At 54.6% G+C, this 26,507-nt stretch carries 20 protein-coding genes; 16 read left to right on the top strand and 4 right to left on the bottom strand.

The window, feature by feature from the left end:
• The first annotated feature begins 253 nt into the window (after window positions 1-253).
• On the top strand, window positions 254-2,689 hold the full coding sequence (gene helD, locus M2108_RS16230; RefSeq protein ID WP_277470430.1) for an RNA polymerase recycling motor HelD: 2,436 nt from the start codon (window positions 254-256) through the stop codon (window positions 2,687-2,689).
• Window positions 2,690-2,811: 122 nt separating this feature from the next.
• Window positions 2,812-3,414 carry a GNAT family N-acetyltransferase gene (locus M2108_RS16225; RefSeq protein WP_277470429.1) on the top strand — a complete coding sequence of 201 codons (603 nt, stop codon included), beginning with the start codon at window positions 2,812-2,814 and terminating at the stop codon, window positions 3,412-3,414.
• Between the two features lie 102 nt (window positions 3,415-3,516).
• Here M2108_RS16225 and thyX read toward each other — a convergent pair whose 3' ends face one another.
• The gene (gene thyX, locus M2108_RS16220; protein WP_277470428.1) at window positions 3,517-4,218 is read right to left on the bottom strand and encodes an FAD-dependent thymidylate synthase; all 702 of its coding nucleotides are present in this window, start codon (window positions 4,216-4,218) and stop codon (window positions 3,517-3,519) included.
• 148 nt (window positions 4,219-4,366) lie between these two features.
• On the opposite strand from thyX, the gene M2108_RS16215 reads away from it, so the two are divergent.
• The 10 genes from M2108_RS16215 (at window position 4,367) to M2108_RS16170 (ending at window position 13,384) form a co-directional block, all read left to right on the top strand.
• Window positions 4,367-4,873: an NUDIX hydrolase gene (locus M2108_RS16215; RefSeq protein WP_280777087.1), complete on the top strand. Its 507-nt coding sequence runs from the start codon at window positions 4,367-4,369 to the stop codon at window positions 4,871-4,873.
• 68 nt (window positions 4,874-4,941) lie between these two features.
• Window positions 4,942-5,922 (top strand): phosphotransferase, encoded by a 981-nt coding sequence (locus M2108_RS16210; RefSeq protein ID WP_277470462.1) that lies wholly within the window; start codon window positions 4,942-4,944, stop codon window positions 5,920-5,922.
• Between the two features lie 52 nt (window positions 5,923-5,974).
• Complete coding sequence (gene aroB / locus M2108_RS16205) at window positions 5,975-7,114, top strand: 3-dehydroquinate synthase (RefSeq protein ID WP_277470426.1); 1,140 nt, start codon at window positions 5,975-5,977, stop codon at window positions 7,112-7,114.
• 320 nt (window positions 7,115-7,434) lie between these two features.
• Entirely contained in the window at window positions 7,435-7,809 is a 375-nt protein-coding gene (locus M2108_RS16200) for a Na-translocating system protein MpsC family protein (protein ID WP_208607192.1), read from the top strand.
• Window positions 7,810-7,917: 108 nt separating this feature from the next.
• On the top strand, window positions 7,918-8,694 hold the full coding sequence (locus tag M2108_RS16195; RefSeq protein ID WP_277470425.1) for an ABC transporter ATP-binding protein: 777 nt from the start codon (window positions 7,918-7,920) through the stop codon (window positions 8,692-8,694).
• Between the two features lie 28 nt (window positions 8,695-8,722).
• The gene (locus M2108_RS16190; RefSeq protein ID WP_277470424.1) at window positions 8,723-9,610 is read left to right on the top strand and encodes an ABC transporter permease; all 888 of its coding nucleotides are present in this window, start codon (window positions 8,723-8,725) and stop codon (window positions 9,608-9,610) included.
• A gap of 42 nt (window positions 9,611-9,652) precedes the next feature.
• Window positions 9,653-10,699, top strand: a complete 1,047-nt coding sequence (locus M2108_RS16185) for an ABC transporter substrate-binding protein (RefSeq protein ID WP_277470423.1) — start codon at window positions 9,653-9,655, stop codon at window positions 10,697-10,699.
• Between the two features lie 42 nt (window positions 10,700-10,741).
• Window positions 10,742-11,380: a cysteine hydrolase family protein gene (locus tag M2108_RS16180; protein WP_277470422.1), complete on the top strand. Its 639-nt coding sequence runs from the start codon at window positions 10,742-10,744 to the stop codon at window positions 11,378-11,380.
• Window positions 11,338-12,867 (top strand): MFS transporter, encoded by a 1,530-nt coding sequence (locus tag M2108_RS16175; protein ID WP_280777086.1) that lies wholly within the window; start codon window positions 11,338-11,340, stop codon window positions 12,865-12,867. Before M2108_RS16180 ends, M2108_RS16175 begins: the two co-directional genes overlap by 43 nt.
• A 187-nt stretch (window positions 12,868-13,054) precedes the next feature.
• Entirely contained in the window at window positions 13,055-13,384 is a 330-nt protein-coding gene (locus M2108_RS16170; protein ID WP_277470420.1) for a hypothetical protein, read from the top strand.
• A gap of 423 nt (window positions 13,385-13,807) precedes the next feature.
• On the opposite strand, the gene M2108_RS16165 is transcribed toward M2108_RS16170, so the two are convergent.
• Genes M2108_RS16165 through M2108_RS16155 form a run of 3 tightly spaced genes read right to left on the bottom strand, consistent with a single transcriptional unit; the run spans window position 13,808 to window position 16,839 of the window.
• Window positions 13,808-15,712: a hypothetical protein gene (locus M2108_RS16165; protein WP_277470419.1), complete on the bottom strand. Its 1,905-nt coding sequence runs from the start codon at window positions 15,710-15,712 to the stop codon at window positions 13,808-13,810.
• Between the two features lie 58 nt (window positions 15,713-15,770).
• Window positions 15,771-16,694, bottom strand: coding sequence for a hypothetical protein (locus M2108_RS16160; protein ID WP_277470418.1), 924 nt, complete (start codon window positions 16,692-16,694; stop codon window positions 15,771-15,773).
• Window positions 16,687-16,839, bottom strand: coding sequence for a hypothetical protein (locus M2108_RS16155; RefSeq protein WP_277470417.1), 153 nt, complete (start codon window positions 16,837-16,839; stop codon window positions 16,687-16,689). The genes M2108_RS16160 and M2108_RS16155 overlap by 8 nt, the downstream gene beginning before the upstream one ends.
• Window positions 16,840-17,015: 176 nt before the next feature.
• Here M2108_RS16155 and M2108_RS16150 point away from each other — a divergent pair, with 176 nt between their 5' ends.
• The 4 genes from M2108_RS16150 (at window position 17,016) to M2108_RS16135 (ending at window position 26,487) form a co-directional block, all read left to right on the top strand.
• Complete coding sequence (locus M2108_RS16150; protein WP_481856918.1) at window positions 17,016-18,821, top strand: vWA domain-containing protein; 1,806 nt, start codon at window positions 17,016-17,018, stop codon at window positions 18,819-18,821.
• A gap of 13 nt (window positions 18,822-18,834) precedes the next feature.
• Window positions 18,835-22,224, top strand: a complete 3,390-nt coding sequence (locus M2108_RS16145; protein ID WP_277470415.1) for a tubulin-like doman-containing protein — start codon at window positions 18,835-18,837, stop codon at window positions 22,222-22,224.
• A gap of 4 nt (window positions 22,225-22,228) precedes the next feature.
• Window positions 22,229-24,619 (top strand): transcription initiation factor TFIID, encoded by a 2,391-nt coding sequence (locus tag M2108_RS16140; RefSeq protein ID WP_277470414.1) that lies wholly within the window; start codon window positions 22,229-22,231, stop codon window positions 24,617-24,619.
• Between the two features lie 590 nt (window positions 24,620-25,209).
• Window positions 25,210-26,487 carry a vWA domain-containing protein gene (locus M2108_RS16135; protein WP_277470413.1) on the top strand — a complete coding sequence of 426 codons (1,278 nt, stop codon included), beginning with the start codon at window positions 25,210-25,212 and terminating at the stop codon, window positions 26,485-26,487.
• The last annotated feature ends 20 nt before the right edge of the window (window positions 26,488-26,507 follow it).

Genomic DNA, 26,507 nt, shown 5'->3' with positions numbered 1-26,507 from the left:
CCGCATGAAATCCCCTCCCAAACTCCCGCTGAATAAAAAGAACCCGGCAGTCTCTGCCGGGTCCACATATATAAATCCGTTGCACGATAAAATCCGTTGTGATATAGTAAAACAGCGTCACTATTTTCACCTGAATCAAGACATAAGTATTACATCTTATTTACACTTTAATCTTACCATAGGAATTGCAGCTTTGTCAAACCTGATTTTTTTGCAGAAGGCAGACCAGATTAATAAAGGAGTGTGTCAGCGGATGATTCATGCGGAGGATTGGCAGCGGGAGCAGGAACGGCTGGATTTGGTGACGGGGGAGCTGCAGGAGGCGATCACCCGAATTGAGCCGGAGGTATCCGGTCTGCGGGAGCAGGTAACGGAGATCCGCAAGCGGTTCTGGGAGGAAGTTACCGTTAATACCAGCACGGATGAGGATTTTGAAGAGACCTTCTACAGCATCAAGCAGCAGGAGGCGCTGCTGTCGGAGCGGGAGCGCAGCCACCGGGTGCGGATGCAGCGTTACAAGAGCATGAAGCGGCTGCTGCCATCCCCGTACTTCGGACGCATTGATTTTCAGGAGGAGGGGCAGGGCTGCAATGAGCAAGTCTACATCGGTGTTGCCTCTTTTGCCACTGAAGACGGCCTGGACTTCCTGGTCTATGACTGGCGCACTCCGATTGCCAGTATGTATTATGACCATTCACCCGGCGCTGCAGCTTATGAGACGCCGGGCGGAGAAATAACAGGAACGATGACGCTGAAGCGGCAGTATCAGATCCGGAGCGGCAAGCTCCAGAATGTGTTCGATACAAGCCTGACCATCGGTGATGAGCTGCTGCAGCAGGTGCTCGGCAAGGGTGCCGATTCACAGATGAAGAGCATTGTAGCTACGATCCAGAAGGAGCAGAATGCGATTATCCGTGATGACAAAAGCCGTATGCTTATTGTCCAGGGCGCGGCCGGCAGCGGCAAAACCTCCGCAGCGCTGCAGCGGGTGGCCTATCTGCTGTATAAGCACCGAGACCGGATCACGGCAGATCAGATCGTGCTTTTTTCGCCGAATCCGATGTTTAACAGCTATGTATCCACTGTCCTGCCTGAGCTTGGAGAGGAGAACATGCAGCAGACGACCTTCCAGGAATATCTGGAGCACTGGCTTGGGGCGGAGTTCCGGCTGGAGGACCCGTTTGCGCAGATCGAATATGCGATGAGTCCTGAGACTCCTCCGGATTATGAAGCGCGGATGAGCGGGATGACCTATAAGGCTTCCGGTGAATTTTTGCAGGCGCTCCAGAGCTACGCGCTGTGGCTGGGACAGGAGGGCATGTTGTTCCGCAGCATCCGCTTCCGGGACCGTGAGCTGATTACGGCAGCGCAGATGAAATCGCAGTTCTACAGCTACGCTCCTTCTATACGTCTGGCTAACCGGATTATCCTGCTGCGGGATTGGCTCCTGCGGGAGCTAGCGGCGCTTGAAGTCAAGGAGCTGGAGGCGGACTGGGCCCGGGATGAGCTGGATTATCTCGATACCGAGCAATATGCCGAAGCCTACAGCACCTTGCTCAAAAAAGTGCAGCGGCAATCGGCCGTTTTCGATTTCGCAGAGCAATATGAGGAAATCTACGGGGAGCTGCGCGGACAAGAGCAGGGTGAAGAGAACGTATTCGACTACGCCTACCAGGAGGAGGAACTGCTGCTGCGGCTGATTGTGAAGAAGAGCTTCAAGCCGCTGAAGCGGGAGGTCAGACGCCTGAAATTTATAGATGTAACCGGACTTTACAGCCAGCTGTTTGCGGAGGATGCGGAGGCCTACCGGCAGATGACGGGGACTGCAGCTGTACCGGAGCTGTGGGCGGACATTTGCGGGCAGACAAAGGAGAAGCTGGACCGGCTTGAGCTTTTTTATGAGGATGCAACCCCGTTTCTGTACCTGAAGGAGCTCATTGAGGGGACGCGGACGAATACCATCGTCAGACATCTCTTTATAGATGAAGGACAGGATTACTCGCCGTTTCAGTATGCTTTTCTGAAGCAGCTGTTTCCAAGGGCGCGGATGACAGTGCTCGGCGACTTCGGGCAGGCGATTTTTCCGCAGGCGACGAATCTGGCTGAAGCAGACTCATCTTTAATGGAGCTGTACGGTGAAGAAGAGACAGCTCTGATCACCCTTGTCAGGAGCTATCGTTCCACCCGCCAGATTGTCGAGTTTACGAAATCGCTGCTGCCGGAGGCGGGGATCATTCCTTTTGAGCGGGAGGGCAGGAAGCCGTGTCTCACCAGGCTGGGCAGTGCCGATGAACGTACGGTACGGATGATGCAGGATATTGCTGCGCTCAAGACCAATGGCCTCGATTCCATTGCAGTCATTACCAAAACAGCTGACGAAAGCCGCGAAGCCTATGAGGCACTCTTTTCACATGGCGCTGAGGGCCTGCGGCTGGTTACGAAGGATACGCTCACTTTTGAAAAAGGAATCCTGGTCCTCCCCGCCTACCTCGCCAAAGGTGTCGAATTCGACGCCGTGCTGATCTATGATGCTTCTGTGCAGACGTATCAGCGGGAGAGTGAGCGGAAGCTTTTTTATACAGCATGTACGCGAGCAATGCATCAATTAATGCTCTATTCGTCCGGGGACTGGACGCCTTTTATTCAGGGGATGGACGAATCCTTGTATGACACGGTGACTGTTGACTAAGCAGTATATAAGGGCCATAAATCGCGGGTAAACTCAGTTAAAAGCAAACTCTACATTGGCATCTGCCGGCGCACCGGATTATGCTTAGCTCATATTGCCTGAAAGAAACAGGAGGAATGGCCATGATAGAGGCTCTATCCGTGATGCGCCTGGAAACGGAACGGCTGATTATCCGCCCATACATCCCAAGCGATCTGCAGGAATCGTTTGAGCTGATGCAGGACCCGGAAGTGCTTACGTATATGCATATGAATGTCTTTTCCGCTGAGGAGTATCAAGGGGTTTTTGACTGGCTGATCAGCAGCTACGATACACCGTTTGATGAAGCTTTTAAATATTCGTTCGGAATCCGGGAAAAAGAGTCCGGTGCATTCATCGGCTGGTGCGGTGTAGGCACACTCGATTTCTGCCCGCCTGACAAAGAGCTGTATTATCTGATCGGAAGACAGTACTGGGGCCGGGGGTATGCTGCTGAAGCGGCTGCGGCCTTAGCGGAATATACCTTTGGGGTAATCGGGCTGGACCGGGTATATGCCAAGGCCGACCCGCGGAATACAGCTTCTGTTAAGATTCTTGGCAGGCTCGGCTTCACATTGGACCGTGTGCTCGAAGGCCTGACTGGAGATTACGCGGACTGTAACGGAGAAGAGATGTATGTGCTGACCAGGGAACAAATTGGGGGTTACAGCAGGTTTGTTGAGGAGCAGGCTGTTAACATTTATTGAGTAGAAACTCTATGTAATGAAGCAACACCCCTGCAGTTTTAATGCAGGGGTGTTGTTGTATGTGCCGGCTTAGGAGATTTCCGCACAGAGGACAACTAACATTCAGCGTGACAGCAGCTCGTCCACAGTAACCGGGAATAACGTTTTTACCATGCTGAGGATGGCTTTGGCATAATCCTGAATTTCCTTCTGGGCATCATGCTCCAGCCGCTGCTGCAGGAAGTGGGCGGCCGATTGCAGGGATGCTGTCCAGTACCAGCGGACATACAGGCCGTAGGCAGGGAGAAACAGGCGTGCCTGCTCTGCACAGATGCCGTCCGCGAGGGCGGCTTCATATTTTTGCATACCCAGTTCAGTGTAATCCATCAGCTCTTTTGTATATTTCTCCCCAAGCTCCCAGGCAATCAGACTGCCGCTGCCCTGTTTGGAATTCTCAGGTGCACTCCGCCACTCTCTGCCCGAAGGCAGATAAAAGGCCGGCTCCTCCGTAATATACCTGCGGCTGGACTCATTCCAGGCCTCCAGACTGTCACCGGTGCCTTCGTAATGGGCCGAACCTACCACATACTTCCACCACTGCCTGGCGACCATCAGCGGCGCATAGATTTCGAACTGGATGACAGCATGCCTGAACGGCGAAGTATGGCCTTCCCGGGCCAGAAACCGGATCAGCCGGATATCCTTTTCGCTAAGCTCCTCCGATTGTTTGGCATAAGAAACCCGCGCTGCATTCACAACGGTCAGATCACTGCCCATATGATTTACCAGCCGGACATATCCCTTATCAAGCACATTAATCAACATTTCATCAACCTCCAATAGATTAAGCTTTTACTCTTATTCACCTGCCAGGAATACTTTTCCTGCATATGGCTTTTATGGCTGATCGGCAGGGATTTACTGTGGTATAATTTTCCTGCATGTTCGTATCCCGGGAGTGGAGTGATTTAGTATGCGGCTCAGGCAGATGGCAGTTGCTTTTTTGTTTAATGAAGCCGGGGAAATGCTGTTTCTGCAAAAAAAGAGCGGCAGCCGTTTTCTGGGCGGACATCTGGTTCCTATTGGAGGCCATATAGAGGAAGGGGAATTCGGCGATCCCCGGCAGGCGTGTGTGCGGGAAATTGCTGAAGAAACAGGGCTTGCGGAGCCGGATGTCGGAGGCTTGAAGCTCCGCTATATCATTAACCGGCTCAAGGCCGGACAGGAAATCCGCATACAGTACATTTTCATGGGCATCGTTGCACCTGGAAGCCGGCTGGTTTCCGGAGAAGAAGGAGAGCTGCTGTGGCTCGAAGCCGGCAAGCTTGGCGGCATGCCTGTCACGGCATCAACACGCGCTGTGCTGCAGCATTATTTTGAAAATGGGATACATAACGAATCTATCTATACGGGCACTATGCATTCGCTGCAGGGAGAGCCTGCTATGACCTGGAGCGTATTGGAAGATTGGGAGGATTAAAGTAACAATCCGGAAAGCGAACTAAAGAGGCTGCAGAAATTCACTTTAATAATTAAGGAAGAGTGCCTATGCAATTGACCGACAGCAGCAAAAGGATCGGCCTGATTAAGGATACAGTCTATTGCTTTATCTCGTCCGCAGCTGAAGTAGTGGATATCGAGAGCACCCCGATGAATCTGGGTTCAAAGGCTGTAGAGCTAATGCGCAATCAAGTGTGGCTGCAGTCCAGAGCAGGAATGACAGACGAAGCTGTACAAAGAGAGGAGGTTTCGCTGATCACGAAGCAGGCTACGTTTGTGGAGCGTTCGGCACTCTCCAGGCTCTACTCGCAGGGAGCGAAGGTTCCGTTCAGCCTCTCGGGCCAGCCGCTGCATGAAGGGCGAAGCCTGCTGTGCATTGAAGATGTTGACTGCAGGACCGATTACGGCAGACTGAATGTGCCTGCGCTGCAGCATAAGGAGATGGAGGCGCTGGCGTATATCCATTATGTGAATCTCGGCTGCAGATGCGATCTGCCGTGGCTGCCGCAGGTTAACGAAGCCTATCTGTCGGAGGTCATTCATGCAAACTGGAGAGTTTCCTGGGAATACGCCAGGCAGAATCCGGCTTTTGCCGAAGCATTCGGGCCGGAAACCCTTTCGGCAATTGAGGTGATAGCCGGGCAGGTTGTAAAGGACATGATACCGGTAATCCATGATACAGATACTTATACGATGATCCATAATGATCTGAACCCGGGCAATGTTCTTGTAAAGGACAACGTAGAGGTTTGTTACATCGACTGGGAAGAGGCCCGCTACGGCTCACTGTTTATGGACATCCCCATGCGCTGCGGGACGCTGCAGCAGGCAGAGGATTACCGGAGACATCTTGGCCGCTTGGGCTGCGAAATCCCGCAGCAGCATTATGCAATGCTGTTCCGGGCGGCATCCCGTTTCCTGGGCCTCCGGTTTATGTGCTGGAATCTGGGAGTATGGCAGCAGAACGGACAAGCCAGAGCGGATCTGGTCAAATATATGAAGATGGTGACAGCCCCGCTGTATGGATGACAATAATAACGGCAGAAGTGTTGCTTGGGCAGGAGAAAAAGGAGGAGAAGCGATGTCCCGGAGCTTCGAGGTTGTACTGAAAAAGGTGGTCGATCACTCTTATGCAATTGAAATTGGTGAAAAGCTGTTTCCCTCGCTGATCCGCGATCTGCAGCAGGGGCTTGTCCCCGGCGTAAGCAAGTACGCTGTAATTACGGATTCTTCCGTTGAGCCGCTGTACGGGCGTCCGCTGCTTGAACTGCTGCGCCAGCATGGTTTTACGGCAGAGCTGTTCGCCTTCCCGGCCGGCGAGAAATCCAAGACCCGCGAGACCAAAGCGCTGCTGGAAGACCAGCTGCTGAGCCATTCCTACGGGAGAGACTGCTGCATCATCGCAGTAGGCGGCGGGGCCGTTACGGATCTGGCCGGTTTTCTGGCCGGAACCTTCGGCCGCGGGGTGCCGAGCCTGAACTATGCAACGACGCTGCTGGCAGCGGCCGATGCATCCGTCGGCGGCAAAACCGGCGTGAATACGCCGGTTGCAACCAATCTGATTGGTGTTTTCCATCAGCCGCGCAAGGTGTATATTGATCTGGCCGCCTGGCGTACGCTTCCGGTCCGCGAGTTCCGAAGCGGTCTGGCTGAGACCATTAAGCATGCCTGTCTGGCCGACGCCGGATTTTTCCGTTATCTCGAGGAGAATATCGGCAGGGTTGTTTCACCGGACGGTGAGCTGATCCTTGACCCTGAAATCTGTGAAGAGATTGCGCTGCGTAACTGCCGGATCAAATATGAGGTAGTCCGGCAGGACGAGCATGAGAGCAACCTGCGGCAGATCCTGAACCTCGGCCATACGGCCGGGCGGGCCCTGGAAGCGGTCAGCGGGTATGAGCTGCTGCACGGGGAAGCTATTGCCGTGGGGCTCGTAATCCAGGCAAGACTCGGAGTGAAGCTCGGTTATATGACCTGTGATGAGGCCGACCGGGTGACAGCGCTGCTGCAGCAAGCAGGCCTGCCCACAGAGATTCCGGTGTCCATTACGAACCGGATGCTGGTGAACAAAATGTACACAGATAAAAAAGTGCGCAGCGGACAAATCCGCTTTGTTTTCCAGGATGGGATCGGGGCGATGAAGACATTTGCGGATGGCTCTTATTCTGTTCCGGTGGAGGAAGATACGATAATGGCGCTGCTGCAAGAGCTTCGCGGCTAAAAGATTCAGCTCCTGTATATCCTGTATATCCTAAATCCGCCTCTGTTTACAGGGGAAGAGTACAGGTGGAGGGGTGACAGAAGGTATCCTGGCAGACTCGAGGGATCATTCGCATCCGTATAGTTTAATTGGATATTCATGTAACTATATCTAACATTTAAACGATTTATACTGCTATACGTTAATGAATATGACATAATTCCAGTTGACAACTCTATCATTTTATCTATAATGATGTATAAGTGATAGGTGATAACACAGTTTTCAGTTCTTGTGTAGTATTTTGTAACATTATTATGAGCTATAAAGGTGTGATCGCCATGATCGCTTCCGCCGGACAATGGAAACAGGATATTCTAAGGGTGTACAACGAGATCAACAAGAAGCTGTTCAACGCTGGCGTTAAGCAGCAGAAGGTCGATTTTGTCGGGAACAAGATTATTATCTTGTCCGTTAACAGCCGGGTTCCCGTACTCAAAGTGCTTGATACTCATCATGCTTCGGCTGGGCGCGAGATTAATCTGGTGCTGCATGAAGTGTTCAAGAAGGAGATCAAGCAGGCCTTTATGGATGAATTTCAATTAAATATCAAGGCCGTTCTTAAAGATTATGATGTGGAGACCGAGTATTCCGGTACGATCATAATTTTGGAGAAGGACTTGGAGCAGTACCTGAACGTTACGTTGGAACTCTGATCTGTCAAGAGAGCCGGCCTGCCGTCAGTTTTCAGACATGAGCCCTTGGGCTCTGTCTAAAGCTGGCGGCTTTTTGCATATTTAGAGACTGGAAAGTGAGGCGATGGGATGAAGACAAAGATTGAAATTGCCGGAGTAAGCAAGTGGTTCCGCCGGGATGGACAGGAAATTATCGCTATGCAGGAGACGAATCTGTCGATTGAAGAGGGCAGGTTCGTCAGCATTATCGGCCCCAGCGGCTGCGGGAAATCGACGCTTTTCAATATCATTGCGGGTCTCATGCCTCCCTCCACGGGCCGCGTGCTGGCTGACGGGGAGGACATTATCGGAAAGACCGGACATGTGGGCTATATGCTGCAAAAAGACATGCTGCTGCCTTGGCGGACGATCCTCGACAACATTATTCTCGGAATGGAAATCCGCGGTGTGCCGCGTAAAGAAGCTGTAGCCCGGGCCCAGCCCCTCATGGACCGCTACGGGCTGAAGGGGTTCGGCGGGCATTATCCTGCAGAGCTGTCCGGCGGCATGCGGCAGCGGGCGGCGCTGCTGCGGACGTTGCTGTATGACCGGGATATTATTTTGCTGGACGAGCCCTTCGGTGCGCTCGATGCCCAGACCCGGCTGACGATGCAGAACTGGCTGCTGGAAATCTGGGAGGACTTCCGGAAGACGGTACTCTTTGTCACCCATGATATTGACGAGGCAATATACCTGTCGGATGACATTTATGTGTTCTCGGGACGGCCTGGAAGAATCATCTCCAAAATTTCGGTAGATATGCCGCGCCCGAGACATATGGAAGATACTGTGTCTGCTTCCTTCATGGAGCTCAAAGCCCATCTGCTGGATCTGCTCTCCGGCAAGCCGTCTGCTCATATTTATTAATAATTACAAACTTAAGGGGGAGATCAGAATGGAGAGTGTGCAAAAGAAGGGGTATATCATCCACAAGCTTGAAGCTGCCGGGCCGGCGGTGCCCAGGCCGGAGAAAAAGCAGGCGGAGCCGTTCATCCATGACGAAGAAGCACTGGTCCGCCGTACGAAACGGGTGATAAGTTTCGGACGTCTGACGGTCGCACTGCTGATTGTACTCTGCTGGGAGCTGTTTACACGGATCGGCTGGATGGATGCCTATTATTGGAGTAGCCCGTTGCGGATTCTAACGACGACCTGGACGCAGATCACGCAAGGGACGCTGCTTGAGGATATCGCCTATACCTCCAGCTCAACGATTCTCGGATTTGCTGGCGGCACCCTGATCGGATCGCTGCTGGGTCTCTCCTTCTGGTGGTCGCGTAAATTTGCCGGAATCAGCGAGCCGTTTCTGATCCTGCTGAATGCCATGCCGAAGCTGGCTCTGGCTCCGGTGCTGGTCATTCTGCTTGGTATCGGATTCTTCTCGAAGGTGGCGCTGGCCTTTGCCATGACGGTAGTGGTCGCCGCCTTGTCGGCACACAGCGGTGTACAGAGTGTGGACAAGGACATGGAGAAGCTGATGTACTCCCTCGGCGCCAAGAGACACCAGGTGTTTACCAAAGTGGTGATTCCGTGGGCCATGCCGTGGATGATCAGCAGTCTGCGGATTAATATTGCCCTGTCGCTTGCCGGAGCGATTGTCGGAGAGTTTATTGCTTCAAGCCACGGGATCGGGCGGATGGTTATTTATGCCGGAACGATTCTGGACATCAATCTGGTCTGGGTAGGGGTTGTAGTCCTGTCAGTATTGTCCATGGTGATGTATATGGGGGTCGTGCTGCTGGAAAAATGGCTGTCCAAAGGGTACGGAATGAAGAAGGCGTAGCAGAAATCATTATAGATTATTCATCCAAAAGGGGAGAAACGAATGAAAAACACACGCAAGTTCAAGCTGCCCGCCGTCCTGCTGCTTATCTCCGGTATGATTCTGCTGTCAGGCTGCGGTGCCGACGGGGCCACGGATGCCGATGCCGCCGCCGCAGACAAGGAGCTGAAGAAGCTCGTCATCGCTGAGCCGCTCCACTACACCGGTTATCTGCCGCTTTATGTGGCCCAGCAGGAGGGTTATTTTGAGGAAGAAGGGCTTGAGGTGGAAATGCTGCAGGCTGCGGGCGGTGCGCATGTCACGTCGGTAGTCAGCGGAGATGCTTGGGGAGTTATCGGCGGGCCGGAATCGAACGCCTTGGCGAACATCGGCAATTCGGATCCGATTATCTCGGTAAGCAATGTCGTCAACCGTGCGAATGTCTATCTGATGGCCAAAAAGGGTACGGCACCGGCAGGCGGTTCGGATGAGGAATTAAAAGCTTTTATAGAGGGCAAAAAAGTAAATGCCGGACGGCATGGCGGAACACCGAACCTGCTGACCCAGTATTTGCTGCTGGAGCTCGGCCTTGATCCGAAAAAGGATGTACAGCTGCTGGAGCCGGCAGACGGCTCAACGGTTGTAGCGATGGTGCAGCAGGGCGCGGCGGATATTGCGAACGGTGCAGAGCCGCAGATCAGTGACGGGATGGAGAAGGGGGTGTGGGACGAGCCTTTTTATAAGTTTCATGACATGGGTGACTATGCGTATTCAGTCCTTAGTGTGAAGAAATCGACGATTGAAAAGGACCCGGAAACGGTGCAGAAGGCAGTAAATGCAGTCGTCAAAGCGCTGAAGGCGATTCAGGAGGATCAGGGGATGGCGATGAAGGTGCTGAAGGCCGAGTTCCCGACCCTTTCGGATGCGGCAGCGCAGGCTGCGCTTGACCGGGCGTTCGAAGATCAGCTGTGGAGACCGGACGGGATCATCTCGGAGGAAGCGCTTAATAAGGATATGAATGTGATGATCAAGACAGGGATTTTTAATGGCGAATATACCTACGACGGACTTGTGGATATGCAGTTCGTCAACAAGACAAACGGAAACTGAACATGTAGCAATGGGTCTCCCAAATAAAGAAGAGGTGACGATATGGAATTAACAGCAGATCTGATTATGCCGGAAAGAACTGCACTCCTAATAGTAGATGTACAGAATGATTACTGCCACCCGGAAGGTGTGCTTGCCTCAGCAGGGAATGATGTATCCGCTGTAAAAGAGATGATGCCGCGGCTGCACAGGCTGATTGCGGCGGCGAGAGCGCATGATGTCCCGGTTATTTTTATCCAGACGTTCCATGAAAGAGCCACGGATTCGCAGGTATGGGTCTCACGTTCCGGACGAGGTTCGCTGGGTGTATGCCGGAGAGGGAGCTGGGGGGCGGAGTTTTTTGAAGTAACACCGCTTGCGGATGAGATTGTAGTCAACAAACACCGTTACAGCGCGTTTATCAATACCCGGCTCGATTCTGTACTGCGGACGCTGCGGATTGAAACGCTGATCATGACCGGAGTCAGCACCAACGTATGTGTGGAATCGACGGCGCGCGACGGCTTTATGCGGGATTACCATATTGTGCTGGCGGAGGATGCCTGTGCCTCGTATTCCCGGGCAGCGCATGAGATGACTGTGGAGAACATGAGGGGCTATTTCGGCGTAGTCTCTTCGGCAGCTGAAGTGGAGGAGAATTGGAACATCTGGAGTCAGTCTGCGCTGCAAAAGATTTTATGAATTCCCCGGATGTGCGGGCGGCTAAGCGGGTAAATCTTTCACCCGTAAAGGTAGTCATCTGTCTGGGCGCATTTCTGTCCAACCTGTCTGCCGGCATGTTCAATATTGCGCTGGTCGATATTTCAACGGATATGAATATCCCGGTGGCCTCCGCCCAGTGGGTGGTGAGCATCTACCTGCTCGTCATCTCGGTACTGCTGCCCGTGATGGGCAGACTTGGAGATATGCTCGGGCGCCGGAAGGTGCATAATCTCGGCCTGTTTGCTTTTGCACTGGGAGCGCTGGGCTGCGCACTGGCCCCGAATGCGGTGCTGCTGCTGGGCTTCAGGGTCATTCAGGGAGTTGGCGCCTCAATGTACCAGGCCACTAACATGGCCCTGATAGTCTCTGTGTTTCCCGGGGAGCAGCGGGGGCGGGCGCTCGGTCTGATGAGCACTTTTGTAGCCGCAGGCTCTATGGCTGGACCGGCACTTGGCGGCTTCCTGATCCAGTGGTTATCCTGGGAGAGCAATTTCTGGCTGCTGGCCGCAGTAGCCGGAGTTGTAGGGGTGCTTGCGCATCTGCTAATTCCTGCAGATATGGAAACAGCGGGAGGCAGATTGAATCTGGGCAGAGCGGTCTGGTTCGCAGTTGCCCTGTCTGCGCTGATGCTTGCTCTGGATCTCGGCGGCCGGACTTCGTTCTTATCACTTCCGGTGCTGCTGCTGTTCGCAGCTTCGGCAGGAACAGCTGCCGCTTATGCCTCTTATACCCGTGCAGCGGGCCGGAGGGAGAAGCTGCCTGTTGTTGAAGCGGAGGCTAAGGAGTCCGTGGAGGCTGGCCCGGGGGTTGGCCGGAACCGGCCAGCCTCTGCAGCACCAGGAAAAGGAAGATTTGCAGACCGAAACTTTGTCATGGGAATTGCCATAACGGTGATTACGTATATGGCGGCTTTTACAGCACAGCTGGCTCTGCCTGCGGTGCTGCGGCTCTCCGGTGCCGAACCTGCTTGGATCGGTCTGATCATGATCGGGTATCCGCTGGCACTTGTGGTGACGGCGCCGCTAAGCGGGGGGATTGCGGACCGCAAAGGCCCGCTCGGCATTCTGGCGGCAGGCCTTCTGCTCATGAGCGGCACACTGCTGGCGCTGGGGTTCGCCGCCCCGGCGCTAGGTGCAGGCACGATGTTCCTGCCTGTGCTGCTGCTGGGCTGTGCGATGGGCATGATAACCTCGCCCAACACCAGTATCGTTATGGGTCTTGCCGCCAAAGCACGGCTGGGCATGGTCAGCAGCATACTGGCATTATCCCGTAATATCGGGATGATGCTTGGCACAGCGGCAGGCGGCCTGGTCATTGGAGGCGGGATCGCCGGGGAGGGAGGAGCTTACAGGGCTGTGTTCCTGGCATGCGCTGCAGGCGTTGCCGCCGCGTGCATCTGGCTGCTGTATTCCTTCCGGCGCAGCGGCAAGCGGGAAGGTACGGAGCTGCGCGGCTCAGCGCGCTGAGCAGCAGGATGCCTCCGTACTTAAATGCACCAGTGTTCCTTCATTATTGTGCATTAACGCTGCCTCAGCCGGCAGCGTTTTTCGTCAGAGGCAACAATATGCTGCGTATATAAAACGGGCGGAATACTGAATCCGCTATTTCCATTCTGGGTAAGTATAGGGAAAGGATATTCAGGAGGGGATAGACATGGGTAACCCTATCAAGGAATTCAAGAACAGCCTCGACGGCCTGAAGCAGTCGCTGGATGGAGTGAAGCAGTCGGTAGACCGCCTCAAAAAGCCGGTGGATGAGGTGAAGGCAAATGTCCAGGAGACTCTGGATGAGGCGAAAATCAGGAAGGCAGGGGTGAAGTCGGAGTTCGGCCGGATGAAAGCCTGTGTGCAGGAGACAAAAGCAGTGCTGGGTGAGGTCAAGGATACCGTCTCCGCAGCCTCGGAGGTTCTATACGCCCAGAAGCGCTATAAACGTCTTTTGGGACGCGGGAAAAAGTCAGACATTGCCGGCTCAGCAGGATAATCTCAGCAGGGTAATGTGATTTTGGGAGTACCCAGAGAGCTGGAATGGACGGCGGTGACGTGATGTGCCCTGGAACGTGTGAGCGGGGATTTGCGGATAAAGCAAGGCCTGCTGCCGATCTAACGGACTGAGATGACGTTATTCACCTAATGTGCGGCACGGCTCAGCTCTAACGGACTCCACAGCCTTTATTGCCCTCTTATACTCAGATAACCCCGATTGTTGGTATAAATAAGTGCATCCGGGTCCGTTACAAGGGAAAATCACCGTAAAACCGGCATTTAACGTTATCTGAGTCCGTTAAAATTTGCTGCACATGGCATGGATGCCGGATTCGGGATTTACACAGTCAGCATATTCATCTACAACAACAAACAGAGCAGCGTTCCTCGGATGAACCGAAGAATCGCTGCTCTGTTTTATTTAGTCCAAGCCGGTATTGGCATTCGTGCCGTCACCTGTATCATCCGAAGCCGGATTCAAATCCGCGCCTGAATCCGGGTTAATATCCTGACCGGATTCCATATCCGTACCCGTTTCTGCACCGCTTGAGCTGAGATTCTCCAGCGAGTCAACAACGAATACAGGGACGTACTGTTCGCCGGTTTCTGTCCCTATATACTCATAGCCGCCCAGATACTGGCCCTTGACCACAGCAGAGCCTGTAAATGAACCGGCAGCACCTTGCAGAGCGAAGTAACGACCTTCGGCGATGCCGACGCTCCGTCCGCTATTATCAATATAAATTTCCATCCCCAGCTTCACGGTTTGATACGGATAAAGCTCAAGATCGAAGGCGGAGATAAGCGGAGGCTCTGTCATCACCTGCCGGATTCCGGCAAACTGATAGCTGCCATCACCTAAAGTATACACTCCGGTCTCACCGGACACGCCGTCGCCAGTATCTGCATTGGCTACAAGGATGGAGGCGTCCTCTGCCTGCAGCTCATAGCTGTCACCGGCAAAGGTGAACAGTACAGAAATGCCCTCAGGCTTAATCTGATAAGCTGTAAAATCCGTGCGGCCGTCACCCCGGCTCCCTTGAGCTACCACAACCGGCACCTCAGCCACAGCAGCCAGCCGGTCGTCAAAAGAAATGCCGCTCAGCTGCCCGAAATCCGGAATAACGTCACCTGTGCGCGTGGAGGTGATTCCGTCTTCCTGCAGATCGGCATAGTACAGCCTGCCGCTGTTATCTATACCGGCTACAGCGATTTTCGCCCCATACTTAGAAGAAACGGAAGTTACAAATACATATTTACCTTCCTCATTACCGCCCGGCAACAGACGGACAGGCTCTGCCGTATTCCAGGCCAGCTGCGCAGCGGCTATCTCGGTTGAAGTATCCTGAAGCGGAGTGAGGCTGCTATACAGCTGAATCGCTTCGGCATACTGCCCGCCCCGGACCAGCCGGGCAGCACTGGACAGCAGCTTTGTGGTGCTGCGCTCAATGGAGGCCAGAACCTTGGAAGAGCCGGCATCAAGTCCGGCTGCTGCAGCATAGCTGCGGTACATGACAGCATGGCCCGCAAAAGCTGTGACGTTATCGCCTTCAAGATCCTTGTCGAGGATAAGCCGTGCGCTTTCTTCCGCCTGCTCCTGCACCCATGGAGCTGTATAACTGTGACTGCTGTAGGCCTGTGCCATGGATAAGGCGCTGTCCAGCATAGGCTGGAAGCTTCCGGCTGCTGCCAGAGCCTTAAGCCCGGCAACGTCATGTGCTTCAAACTCCGCTGCCAGCAGCGCATCCTTGGCCTCTTGTCCACCATAATAAGCGTCCGGAATCAGCAGCAGGTTCCATTTGTAAGTCTCACCTGCGCCATCCCCGCTGCCGCCGGTCGCCAGCTCAGCCAGAAACTGGTCTTTGAATTGCCGGAAGCCATTTGTCAGCTGCACTGAAATGCCTGATTCCTCCGACAGCTCGCGGTAAAAGCTCTCATACGGCCCGCCGCTGATGAAATACTTGGATTTCAGGCTGAGCAGGGAAGCATAGCTCTCCATGAATCCGGAAAAATCCTTGGTGACGAGCTGATCTGCAGACGTACGGACCAGTATGTCCAGACCGCTGCGGATCGCCGTAATCGGCGCAAGCTCCGTGAGCCGTCCGGAAATTTGTTCCTCTTTATAATGGATAGAAAAATTATCCGCCGCCTGGCGGTACAGCCGCTCGGCGGCAATCAGATCCCCGGCGGTATACATCTGCTCAGCTTCCTGCACCACGAGGATCTTGTCTCTGATCATCAGCGCCTTTGAGCCGAGCAGCCCCAACATACATATACACAGAATGATCATAATATTCCGCAGGGTTATGGCTTGTTTGAACGTCATAGTATAGTAGCCCCTTTTTTTCGAAAATAAAGCCTGCCTGAAGTCTCCGGCACGCTATTTAAAAATCGGGGTCCCAGCGGTATTTCGCTTCCCTGACTTCGGCTACCTTCTGGTCCAGTCCGTTCCATGCCTCATGCGGGCTGGCGCTAATCAGCCTGGACAGGCGCAGAAAGCGGTCCTTGGGCAGGTCCTGCACGTATCTGCCGATCATTCCGGAGTAGAGCAGCACATAGCGCTTCAGGCGTACAGCCGCTCCGGCAACGCCGGCCAGAATGTCTCTGCCCTTATCCATTTCGAGAATCTGCGCCTCATAATTTTTGACATAGCGGAGCGTTCGGTCCTTGATCAGCTCGGGCCGGACCCGGGCAATCTCACCGATATATTCGGCGAGCAGCGGTTCGAAATCACGCAGCAGCAGCTCCTCCAGCTCCAGGTTCATATCCTTGCGCAGCTGGAAGCCGTGCAGCAGGGCTACACGCTGGCGGGCAATTCGGTCACCGCGCAGCAGGACGGAGATTTCGCGCAGCTTCTCATAAGCGAGCACATCATCCTCGCGAAGTACGGCGACTGCCTCCTGGCGGTTCAGCTCCAGCCCTTCCCGGATGCGGTCGATATTCCGGCCCAGCAGCTCGTTGAGGGAGACGAGATTTTCATTCTGCCGGACTTTCCGCTGCATATAGTAGAGAGCTGCGATCAGTACAGCTCCCCCGGCGCCGCTGAGTGCCATCTGCTGCAGGCTCTGGCCGAAGTAGACCGCAGCCAGGGTAAGCAGGAGGAGGAGCAGCAGGCGGGTCTGCATCTTTCGTCCGGCAAGCGAGGAAGCCTGCTGCAGGGCCGGCCTGAGCGCGGCGCGGCCGCATTTGAGGCAGCGTTCTTCGCCCAGCGCCGTATAATTGCCGCAGTGCCGGCAGATCCGCAGCTTGTTATAGGCGTAGCGCGGAGCCTTGAACGGCCGGAAGGTTACGGGTCTTTTTTTAGTCACGGGATGTTGTCCCTCCGTTCAGTGCGGCGAGCAGCCGCTCGTCGATATCGTCACGGGTAAGCGGCCTGCGCCGCCTTGAGGCATAAAGTGAAATTTGAATAACGGCATATAGAAACGCAATGCCGAGTAGGACGTATGAAATCATGGAACTCTTCCTTTCACGCGGGCCTAAAGTTGAAGTTTACAATGTTTAATTATATCATAATGGCATGCTATTGACAGATTTTAGCTAACTGCTGCACCGTCCCTATTACCGAATATAACACAAGAGGAGCCATTTTTATGCTTCGTACACAGCTTTGCCCCAGAACAACCAAGAATATGCTGCAGAGGCTGATCCCTGTACTGCTGCTGATCCTGTGCCTTATGGCATCACCTTTTGCAGCACTTCGGGCCTCAGCAGCCACGGCCGGTTCATCGGCCTCAGCGGCAGGGCCATCCCGGATTGATGCAGTGCTGCTGATTGATGTCAGCAACTCCATGAACAAGAGTGACAAGAACAATATCGCCGGTGAGGCGATGAAGATGTTTATAGATATGCTGTCCACCCAAGGGGATAAGGTCGGAATCGTAGCCTACACCGACAAGGTACAGCGCGAGAAGGCGTTGCTTGAAATCGGCTCAGCCGGCGACAAGCAGGATCTGAAGGATTTCATCGACGGGCTGAACCGCGGGCCGTACACCGACATCGCTGTCGGTATGGAAGAAGCGGTCAAGGTGCTGGAGAACGGCAGTGACCCCAGCCATGAGCCGATGATCGTCATGCTGGCCGACGGCAACAATGACCTCGATGAGGCAAGCGGCCGGACGCAGAGCCAGTCTGACCAGGAGCTGTCTGCTGCGGTGGATGCCGCCAAGCAGAAGGGCTATCCGGTTTATACTATAGGGCTCAATGCTGATGGCAAGCTGAATAAGGACATTCTGGCCGGACTGTCCAATGAGACAGGCGGCAAATCCTTTACAACGAACTCCGCGGATGATCTGCCGCAGATTCTGAGCGAGATTTTTGCCAGCCACCTGAAGCTGAAGATTGTTCCGGTCCAGTCGATCACGGCGGACGGCAGCTTCCAGGAGGTTACAGTAAATGTGCCGAACAGCAGCGTGCTGGAGGCGAATATCTCGATTATGTCAGCACAGCCGGTGACTGCGAAGCTGACCGATCCGTCGGGCAAGGAGGTCGCGATCCCGTCAGATGATGTGCTGCTGTCCAAGTCGTCCACCTATAGCCTGATCAAGCTGCTGTCGCCGGAGCAGGGAGACTGGAAGCTTCAGGTGAAGGGTGTTCCCAAGGATAAAATCGACATCAATCTCGTATTCAACTATGATCTCGAGCTCAAGATAGACGCGCTGCCGTCAGCAACGTACAAGAAGGGCGACACCGTGGGCATCGTCTCCCATCTGTACAGCAATGGTGCTCAGGTAACACTCAGCAATTTGTATCAAGATATGAATGCGGTGCTGCTAGTTACGGACGTCGATACAGGGGCTGTGGAGGAAATCCCGCTGGACAATTCCGGGGCGGAGTTCAAGGGCGCTTTTGAAATAAAGGAGAGCCATACCTACGAGCTGAAGGTCCGTGCGGAGGAGAGCAGCTTTTACCGTGAAAGTGATGTACTCAAGATCGACGCTAAGACAGGAGCTGTGAGTACAGCCCCTGCTACAGGCAGCGGAACAACGGGGGAAGAGCCGCTTCAGGCTGAAAAGTCCTCGAACACCCTGTACTTTATCATCGGCGGCGTTCTGCTGCTGCTCATTGCGGCGGTGGCTGTATGGATGCTGCGCAAGCAGGCCAACCGCGGCTTTGTCGGACAGATGGTCGTAGAGGTGCTGGACGGCAACACTGGTGAGAAGACGTATCCGCAGTACAAGAAGCTGTCCGGCTTCCGCGGCAAATTCACGCTGCACCAGCTGCTCCAGCTGGCTCCTGAACTGAAGGAGAGCGAGAAGGTTATCTTCACACCAGGCAAAAACGACCGGCTGCTCCTGCGCAGCAGCGAGGGGATCACAGTAGAGAGATCCGGGCGGGCGGCTGACGCTTCGCGCGGACTGGAACTGAAGAGCGGGGACCGCGTTTCAGTGCCGTTGCAGACAGTAGACAAGACTATTCTGTTGGAGTTTTTAATATAGAGGGGGAGAACCTATGAAACCGGTAGTAAGAGAGCATATACAGCAGCTAGACGTATCGCTTGGCGGGGGAATCGTCAGCGACAAGATCAGAGTGGATACGATTGACAATCCAATCCTGATCATCGGCCTTGGAGGAACGGGAATTGATGCCCTGCTGCGCCTGAAGTATCAGATTAACCGCCGCTTTAAGCTGCCTGAGGACCCGATTTCCAAGAAGAAGCGGGATAAGCCGGACAACGTGGAATTTCTGGCTTTTGAAACGAATGAACAGGACCGCGGCAAAAAATACAAAGGCATCGGCCTTGACCCGCAGAGCGAATTTGTGTTGCTTGCGAACGCGGAAATCGGAGGTCTGCTGCAGAACAGAAGCATCCTTGACCCGTATATTACGGAATGGCTGTCGCCTGAGCTGAGCATTACCGATGGCATGAATGGGGCAGCCGGTGTGCGCCAGGCCGGACGCCTGCTGATGTTCACCAAGATCAACCAGGTTGTCGGCGCAATCGACAAGAAGATCAAAACACTGTCAGTCGGCACTAACAAAAAGCTGATGGTATTCCTGCTTACCGGCCTTTCCGGGGGTACAGGCAGCGGTTCTTTTCTCGACATCGCCTATATTGTGCGCGGGATTATTGAACGTGACTACGGTGCGGCAGGCATCGACCGGGTCAACACACTCGGTTACCTGTTCACACCGGACGTCAATCTGTCCAATAAAAGCCTGAGCGAGCACACCCGCGAGTATATCCGCAAGAACGGTTATGCGGCGCTCAAAGAGCTGGATTACTGGATGAATGTGGACAGCCGGGGTGAACGGTTCCGCCAGCAGTACGGCAACATTTTGACTGTAAATTCGCCGCTGCCGCCATTTAACCTCTGCCATCTGATCTCCGCAACCAACACAGAAGGTAAGCTGCTGGAGAACGCCTACGATTACTGCATGAACGTAACGGCTGAGAATATCACGAACTTTATGGCCAGTGAGGAAAAAGCCTCCGGCGAGGAATTCGCCATCCACGATTATATCAGCAACATCAACACGAACATTGCACAGATGAACAAGACATATCCGGCCAACTATCAATATAACATTATCGGGGCTTCGTCGGCCGTGCTGCCGATTGAAGAGATGACCACTTATCTGGCCTACCGCCTGTTCGACAAAATGGACAAGATGTTCCAGCAGGCTCCGGGCCAGGAGGATGTCGAGAAATTTGCCCGCAAGCTGGGCATCGACCTCGATACGATGATCAAAACATTCGAATCCCGCGTACCTGAACCGCTTCCGGGCTATCAGAACAGTGAGCGGCTGAGCCATGCTAATGTCATCAAAAACCAGGTCGTCGATATGGACACCGAGCTGGAGCAGAGCTTCCTGTCCCGGGCGCGTGAAGAATATATCAAGGCCAAAAAACAGCTGCCGGGCGAAATCACCGGACGGTTCGGCGAGGAGCTGGAGCGCATTTTCCTGCATCCGGAGCAGGGGCCGTTTTATGTGTCGCGGCTGCTGTATACCGAGAAGGGCTTCTGCATTCTGAAGCTGATCCAGTCCTATATCGAAGCGCTGCGCGAGAGCCTGCTGCGTCTGCCGCGTGATATCGAGACGGCCCAGGACAGTGCGGAAGAGAAGCTGGGCGATGCACGGAGCGCTTTTGTGTCCAAGGAGAAGAAGAAAAATGCTTATATCGAAGCCAAAATCAACGAGTACTGGCTGCATGCCGATGTTGAGCGTACGGAGCAGATGATCCAGTTCTACGAGGATCTGTTTGAGCTGCTGAACGAAGAAAATAGCCGGATTTACGGGGTGTTTACGGAGATTCTCAGTGCGCTGAGCGCGATTTTTGAGAAGAACGGGAACATTCTGCTGAACGGTGAAGAGCAGACCGACCACCGCGGCAACAAAACCTACTATTGGAATATCGTCAACGTGCCGGATATTGCAGCTAATATCTCCAAGCTGATGGACCAGAAGGACGGCGACGACCTGATCCGTGATTTTGCCCGCGAAATGCTGAAGCATTCCGGACGCTGGGTGAGAGAACAGGAGATTGACATCGTCCGCTCCATTTCCGAGTTCCTGACCGACAAGTTCGGGGATCTGATTACCCGTTCGATGGAAGACTTCCTGGTGATGAAGTACGGCCGCGAAGAGCCGCTGGACAAATTTGTGGAGCGGATTATAGCAGGACGGCTGGATGAGGATGCGGTGCCGATTTTCCATCTGAGCAACAGCTCGGGCAGCCTGCATTTCCCGTCATGGGGCTTTGTCTCTGTGCCGGTTAAAGCGCCGGGCATCCTCAAGGGGATCCGCAATTACCAGAACAACGCGCTCGGCAAATCGCAGTTTACGATCAAGGAGAGCGAGGTCAAGAACCGGATTTTCTGGCTTAACACCCGTAATGGTGTGCCGCTCTTTGTCTATACTCCGCTGCGCGTATATGAAGAAAACTACGAGCGTACCATTCTTGACAAAGAGGGCATCGGACGCCATCTGGTGATGACGGACAAGAACAACTGGACCTATCTGCCGTCGCCGATTCCAGAGAAGTCCTGGGGCGATACGTATGAGAATGCCCGTGTGCGTGAGTACAATGCCAGAGTCCGGGCTGATTTTGAGAAGGCGCTGGCGTCCGGGGTTATTACCGAAAAAGGGCTGGACGAAAATACGAGCAGCCGCTACTCTGTTGTCTTTACCAAGCCGTTCGATATCGATAAGCTGCTGAGCGGCTATGACCTGCAGCTGGGCGCTTCCCGTCCGAACCTTGGCGAAGTGAAGAAGGCTGCCGATGAACTGCGCTCACTGCGTGAGAACGGGCTGGAGCGTGAAGGCGTGAAGGACATCTTCGGCAGCATCAACAAAGAGATGGCCCAGGAAAATCTCATCCGTTCGCCGCAGCTGATCAGCCGTGTGCGCGAAGAGCTGGCTAAATATGATGCGCTGGCAGCCAAGGCTGCTGAGCTGGATGCGCTGCTGCGCCAATACCTTGACGAAGATAAATGGCTTGACCAGTTTATCGAGGCACTCTACACCGACACGATTATCAAAAAAGGCGCGCTCTACGTCTACGACCGCGACGAGGAAGAAGATGCCTGGGAGCCGTTCGCCAATCTAATGAAGGAACGCAGCTATGTGGAATATGCCGTCTACCGTCATTTCCGCGCGCTGGATGAGAAGAGCCGCAGTGTGCTGCTGCGCAAAGCGGCACGCCGTTCCGGGGAAATGACTGCAGCCGAGGATGTAACCCCGCTGCTCTATAAGCTGGAGGGGCTGTATGTCTCCTTCCTCGAAGCGCGCGACAGTCTGGAATACGAGCGGGTAGAGCATGCTGACGGTGATGAAATGTACGGCTTCTACAAGAGTCTGACCGGCAAGCTGGCCAGCATCCGCAGAAAGCTGAAGTAAGCCTATGATTAGAACAGAAGCACTGGTCTATGCAGAACAATATGCGGCGCAGGAAGAGGCGCTGCACAGCAAGGGGGATGGACGCAGCAGCATCCATTACCCTGCGCTGTTTCTGTTCCTTGGCGACAAGGTATCGGCAGCGATTGAGCCGGTGCTTATGCGCTGCGAGCGGAAATGGGATAACGCCGCCGGGGTGCTGGCGCTGCATGCCGGCGCGCATGGCGGCAAGGAACAGCACAGTAAAGAGGGAGATAGCAAGGAACGGGTGATGACGATGGCCCTGCCGGATACGGCAGGGCGTGATCCCCGAACAGTGCGCCAGGACGTTTACCGGGAGTTTTACGAAGACGGCCGTTATCTGGCCGGAATGAACCGGACGCTCCGGCAGATTGGCAACAGGATAGCAGACTATGGACGGCTGTATTCTTCTTTTGACGTAATTCATCTCACCATCATTACGCGGGTCGATGATCCGCTTAATGTGCTGCTGCCGGAAGTGGCCCTGCTGGCCCGGGCAGTGCTCAGCCAGTCGTTCAAATCGGTGCAGACCGACCTGTACACGCTGATCAACGAGCGGGAGCAGGGGGATAACTTCGGATATTCCAGCTCGGTCGGGCTGGCTTTTCTGCGTGAGCTGGAAGGAATGCAGCTGCCGGACTATACGTTTAAAGCGCCGCTCCTGGTTACGGAGGACGGATTGTCTATTCCGGTAGCCCATGGACCTTCCGCCCTGTTTGATCTGGTCTACCTGCTCTCGGATAAAAACGAGCGGGGCATGACCCCGGTGAACGGCATGGAGGATAACTACGAGATTATCGCGCACATCAGCCTGCTCAAAAACCGGGTGCGTCCTTCTTCCGATCAGGCTTCCGGTCATGGCGGTTACAACAATATGACGTTCAAAAGCGGCATACGCGGCAGCACCGGCCGGCAGGGCTATGCCTCCGCCGGGTTCTCGGCGGTGCGCAGGCCGAGCAAGCCGATTGCCATGGCGGTGCTGTACCATGCTTTTCATGTTCTGGCCGCGAAGCTGCAGACCGGCGGCACCTGGAGTCTGCGCGACCGCCAGGCGCTGCTTGGCCTGACGCCGGAAGGGCTGCGCGAGCGGGCTGCGGGCCTCCTGCCCGATGAGGCGGGCATCGCCGAAATGACTGGGCTGATGAGCCACGGCCGCCCGTCCTACAGCGAGCTGAAGCCGCTCTCGCTGCGCGAGGCGGAAGCTCTGCTGTTCGGCGACGGCGGTGAGGCGTATTTCCGCAGCAACTTTGCGGATGTATCCGCTGCGCGTGCTGCGGCCCTTGACCCTGCGCGCGAGTGGGCCGCCGTACTGGCGGCTCAGGAGCAGGCAACTCCGCCGGTGACGTTCTTCCAGCTGGCGGAGTGGACGGCCGAGCAGGGCGAGGCCGGGGGCAATGTGCTGAACGCGCTGCGCCAGCACATGGGCGGTTTGCGCTCGGCGCTGGCTGGTGCCGAGGAGGAGCTGGAGCAGCTCTACGCGCAGAGCGTGGAGCGCCAGCCGTTCCAGCGGGTGCCGCTGCTCGACAAGCGGACCGTGCGCAATTTCATTCATTATTTGTTTGAGAGTATATATAGTAGAAAATACGAGATTCTCAGGCTGAAGCTGGAGCTGGACATAGCGCTTCGCTATGACGCTGCGCTGGAGCAACTGCATGCTGAGAGCAAGGCCAAGGTGCAGACAATGCAGGCGCTGGAAGAAGAGCTGCGCAGCCTTGCGCTGTCCACCATTGGACGGTCCGGTGAAGCGGTGGACCAGAATATTATGGAATACTACCGCACCGTGACCGCAGAGGTCATGCTGGACATTGAGGCCCGGCGCGGGCCGGGCATCTTCTTCAGCGACCGCTTCATGGGCAGCATCTCGGAGCTGCTGCGCCAGGGCGGTCCGGCGGTTGTCCGCCGGCTGATCGAGGTATGCAGGAGAGAGCTGCTGACTGCAGCGCCGTTCGTTCTCCCTTTCGAGGAAGAGCTGCTGCGGCGGGCCAATGTTGCAGCGGCTTACGAGAACCGGGAGATTGTGTCCAGGGAAGAGCTGTTCAAGCAGCTGTACCTCGGTCTTGAGGACGGGGCAGCCATCAACGTCCGCCTGTTCGAGTATACGCAGGAGCACCGTCATGAGGAGAAGTATTTCTTCGGCGACAGCGGCTCCGAATTTCTGCGTTATGCGCTGAACGCTGACGGCACGACCCGGATCTACCGTCTGGGCGTTGTCCACGAGCAGCGCAGAAGCGGTGTGGAGAAGCTCAACCTGATGGGCGGCTTCCATCTGGAAGACCTGCTCTATTACCGTAACGGCAGGGTCTACTATGAAACCTATGTCCAGAACGGCTATAAGCTGCACGGCGTGGATGAGGAGCAGCTGCCTGAGCTTAGATGAGTAATGAGGCTGGGGAAGGCTACCCCTAAGGTAGGCCACTGAGGTGCTGTTGCGCTGCGGGATTGTTGCGCTGTGGGATTGTTGCGCTAGAGGTATGATATTGAGGTGCTAAGTATACTGAAGTGTTAAGGGTGTAAAAAGCTAAGATTCTGAAATGAAGAGAAATGCTGAATGCCGAATGCTGAATGCCGAATGCTGAACTTTCGAAGCTCTGAAATGCTGAACTGCTGAACTGCTGAACTGCCGAACTGCTAAAATGCTAAGGTAGTTTGTTCTGTTTTTGCCGTATACGTGAATGTATCGATTAATCGGTGGCTGTGGCGAAAATTTGCTGGGAAGGAAGTTGCAGACATTCCAATCTGGGGTGTTGCAGCTAGCCCGGGCATACTCCGGACTGATAAGGAAAGGCAAACGGCCCGAATGAGAGTCAAAAATGCCTCTGATTTCAGCCGGCCCGCCAGTTGTTATCTGCAAGGGAGTTTTTCCGCCGCCTACTTCGCCAGGGAACACACGTCCAAGAGGATAACAGGCTGGCTGTGCTCCGCAACGTATAAATATAACAATAGTTGTTCCTGAAAGGATGAGGATGGATGCAGCGGAAAATCAATCTGCTTTTATTGTGTTTCAGCCTGCTTGGCGGCGGCATAGCTTTTGTGCTTGGAGAGCTGCTGCTGGGCAGCAGGCCTTATGATCTGCCGTCAATCCTGATTGTCGGCATCTATTTCGCCATAGTGGCGCTTGGTATCGGACTGGGGGCACTGCTGGCTGAGATGATCTCCCCGCGGCTGAACGGCTTGTCGTGGAAGCAGCGCTATCTGGGGCTGTCGTGGAAGCTGCTGCCTTTGACTGTAGTGATACTGTTTGGCCTCGGCTCACTGATGGAGTTTGTATATGAGCTGAACTTCGGCGGCATCAAAACGGTCAAAAACGTCGTTATGGTCATTGATGACTCCGGCAGCATGCAGCAGAGTGATCCGGACAACAGCCGGTACGCCGCTGCCAGATCGCTGGTACAGCAGATGGATAAAGACAATCAGGTTGCTGTAGTAACCTTCAGCGAGAATGCTTCGGTTGTCCAGCCGTTGATCTCCCTGCGGAGTACGGATAACCGCGAACAGGTATCCGAGGTTATCAGCAACCTCCAGACGACTGAAGGCGGTACAAATATCAGCGGCGCTCTGACTGAGGCAATGAATGTAATCAGCAGTGACGGAGAAGCAAGCCGGGGTGCCATGGTCATTATGCTCTCAGACGGCTTCAGCCAGTTTGATACATCTACTGAATTGAATGAGTATATAAGCCGCGGGATTGCGGTTAACACCATCGGGCTTGCGCTTGATGACAAATCCGGCTCCCTTCTGCTGCAGGATATTGCCACTGTTACAGGCGGACAGTATTACGATGTTACTGATGCGGGCCGTCTGGGTGAGGTATTCCAGCAGATCTATGACCGGCTGGGCGACCGCACCCTGCTCACAGAGCGCAGCGATGCTACGGCAGACAGTCCCTATTATGCAGTTGTGCGGATTCTGGCGCTGATGCTGGTGGGTACTGCGCTTGGGATTGGGCTTGGCATTATTTTTGATAACCGGCATTTGGCCAAAAGCTTCGGTATCGGCGGCTGGGCAGCCGGCCTGTGTGCCGGTCTGATTCTCGAATTCGGGCTTGACGGCCATTCCGTCGGCGATACGCTGGTCCGGCTGAGCGCTGTACTGGTGCTAGCGGCTATTATTTCACTCTTTACTTATGTGGTACCGGTCGGTGAAGGACGGCTGTCCCGCCGGGGGAGAAGAGAGGCGGCAGCCGCAGCATCCGGTTCCGAAGGGTTTCATTCTCCGCGCAGAAACAGGAACAGCAAAGGCTTTTAAGGCCCGTCAGCACCAGCTAA

The organism is Paenibacillus sp. PastM-3, assembly GCF_029893965.1.
Taxonomy (GTDB): domain Bacteria; phylum Bacillota; class Bacilli; order Paenibacillales; family Paenibacillaceae; genus Paenibacillus_AQ.
This window is presented reverse-complemented; position numbering and strand designations above follow the sequence as displayed.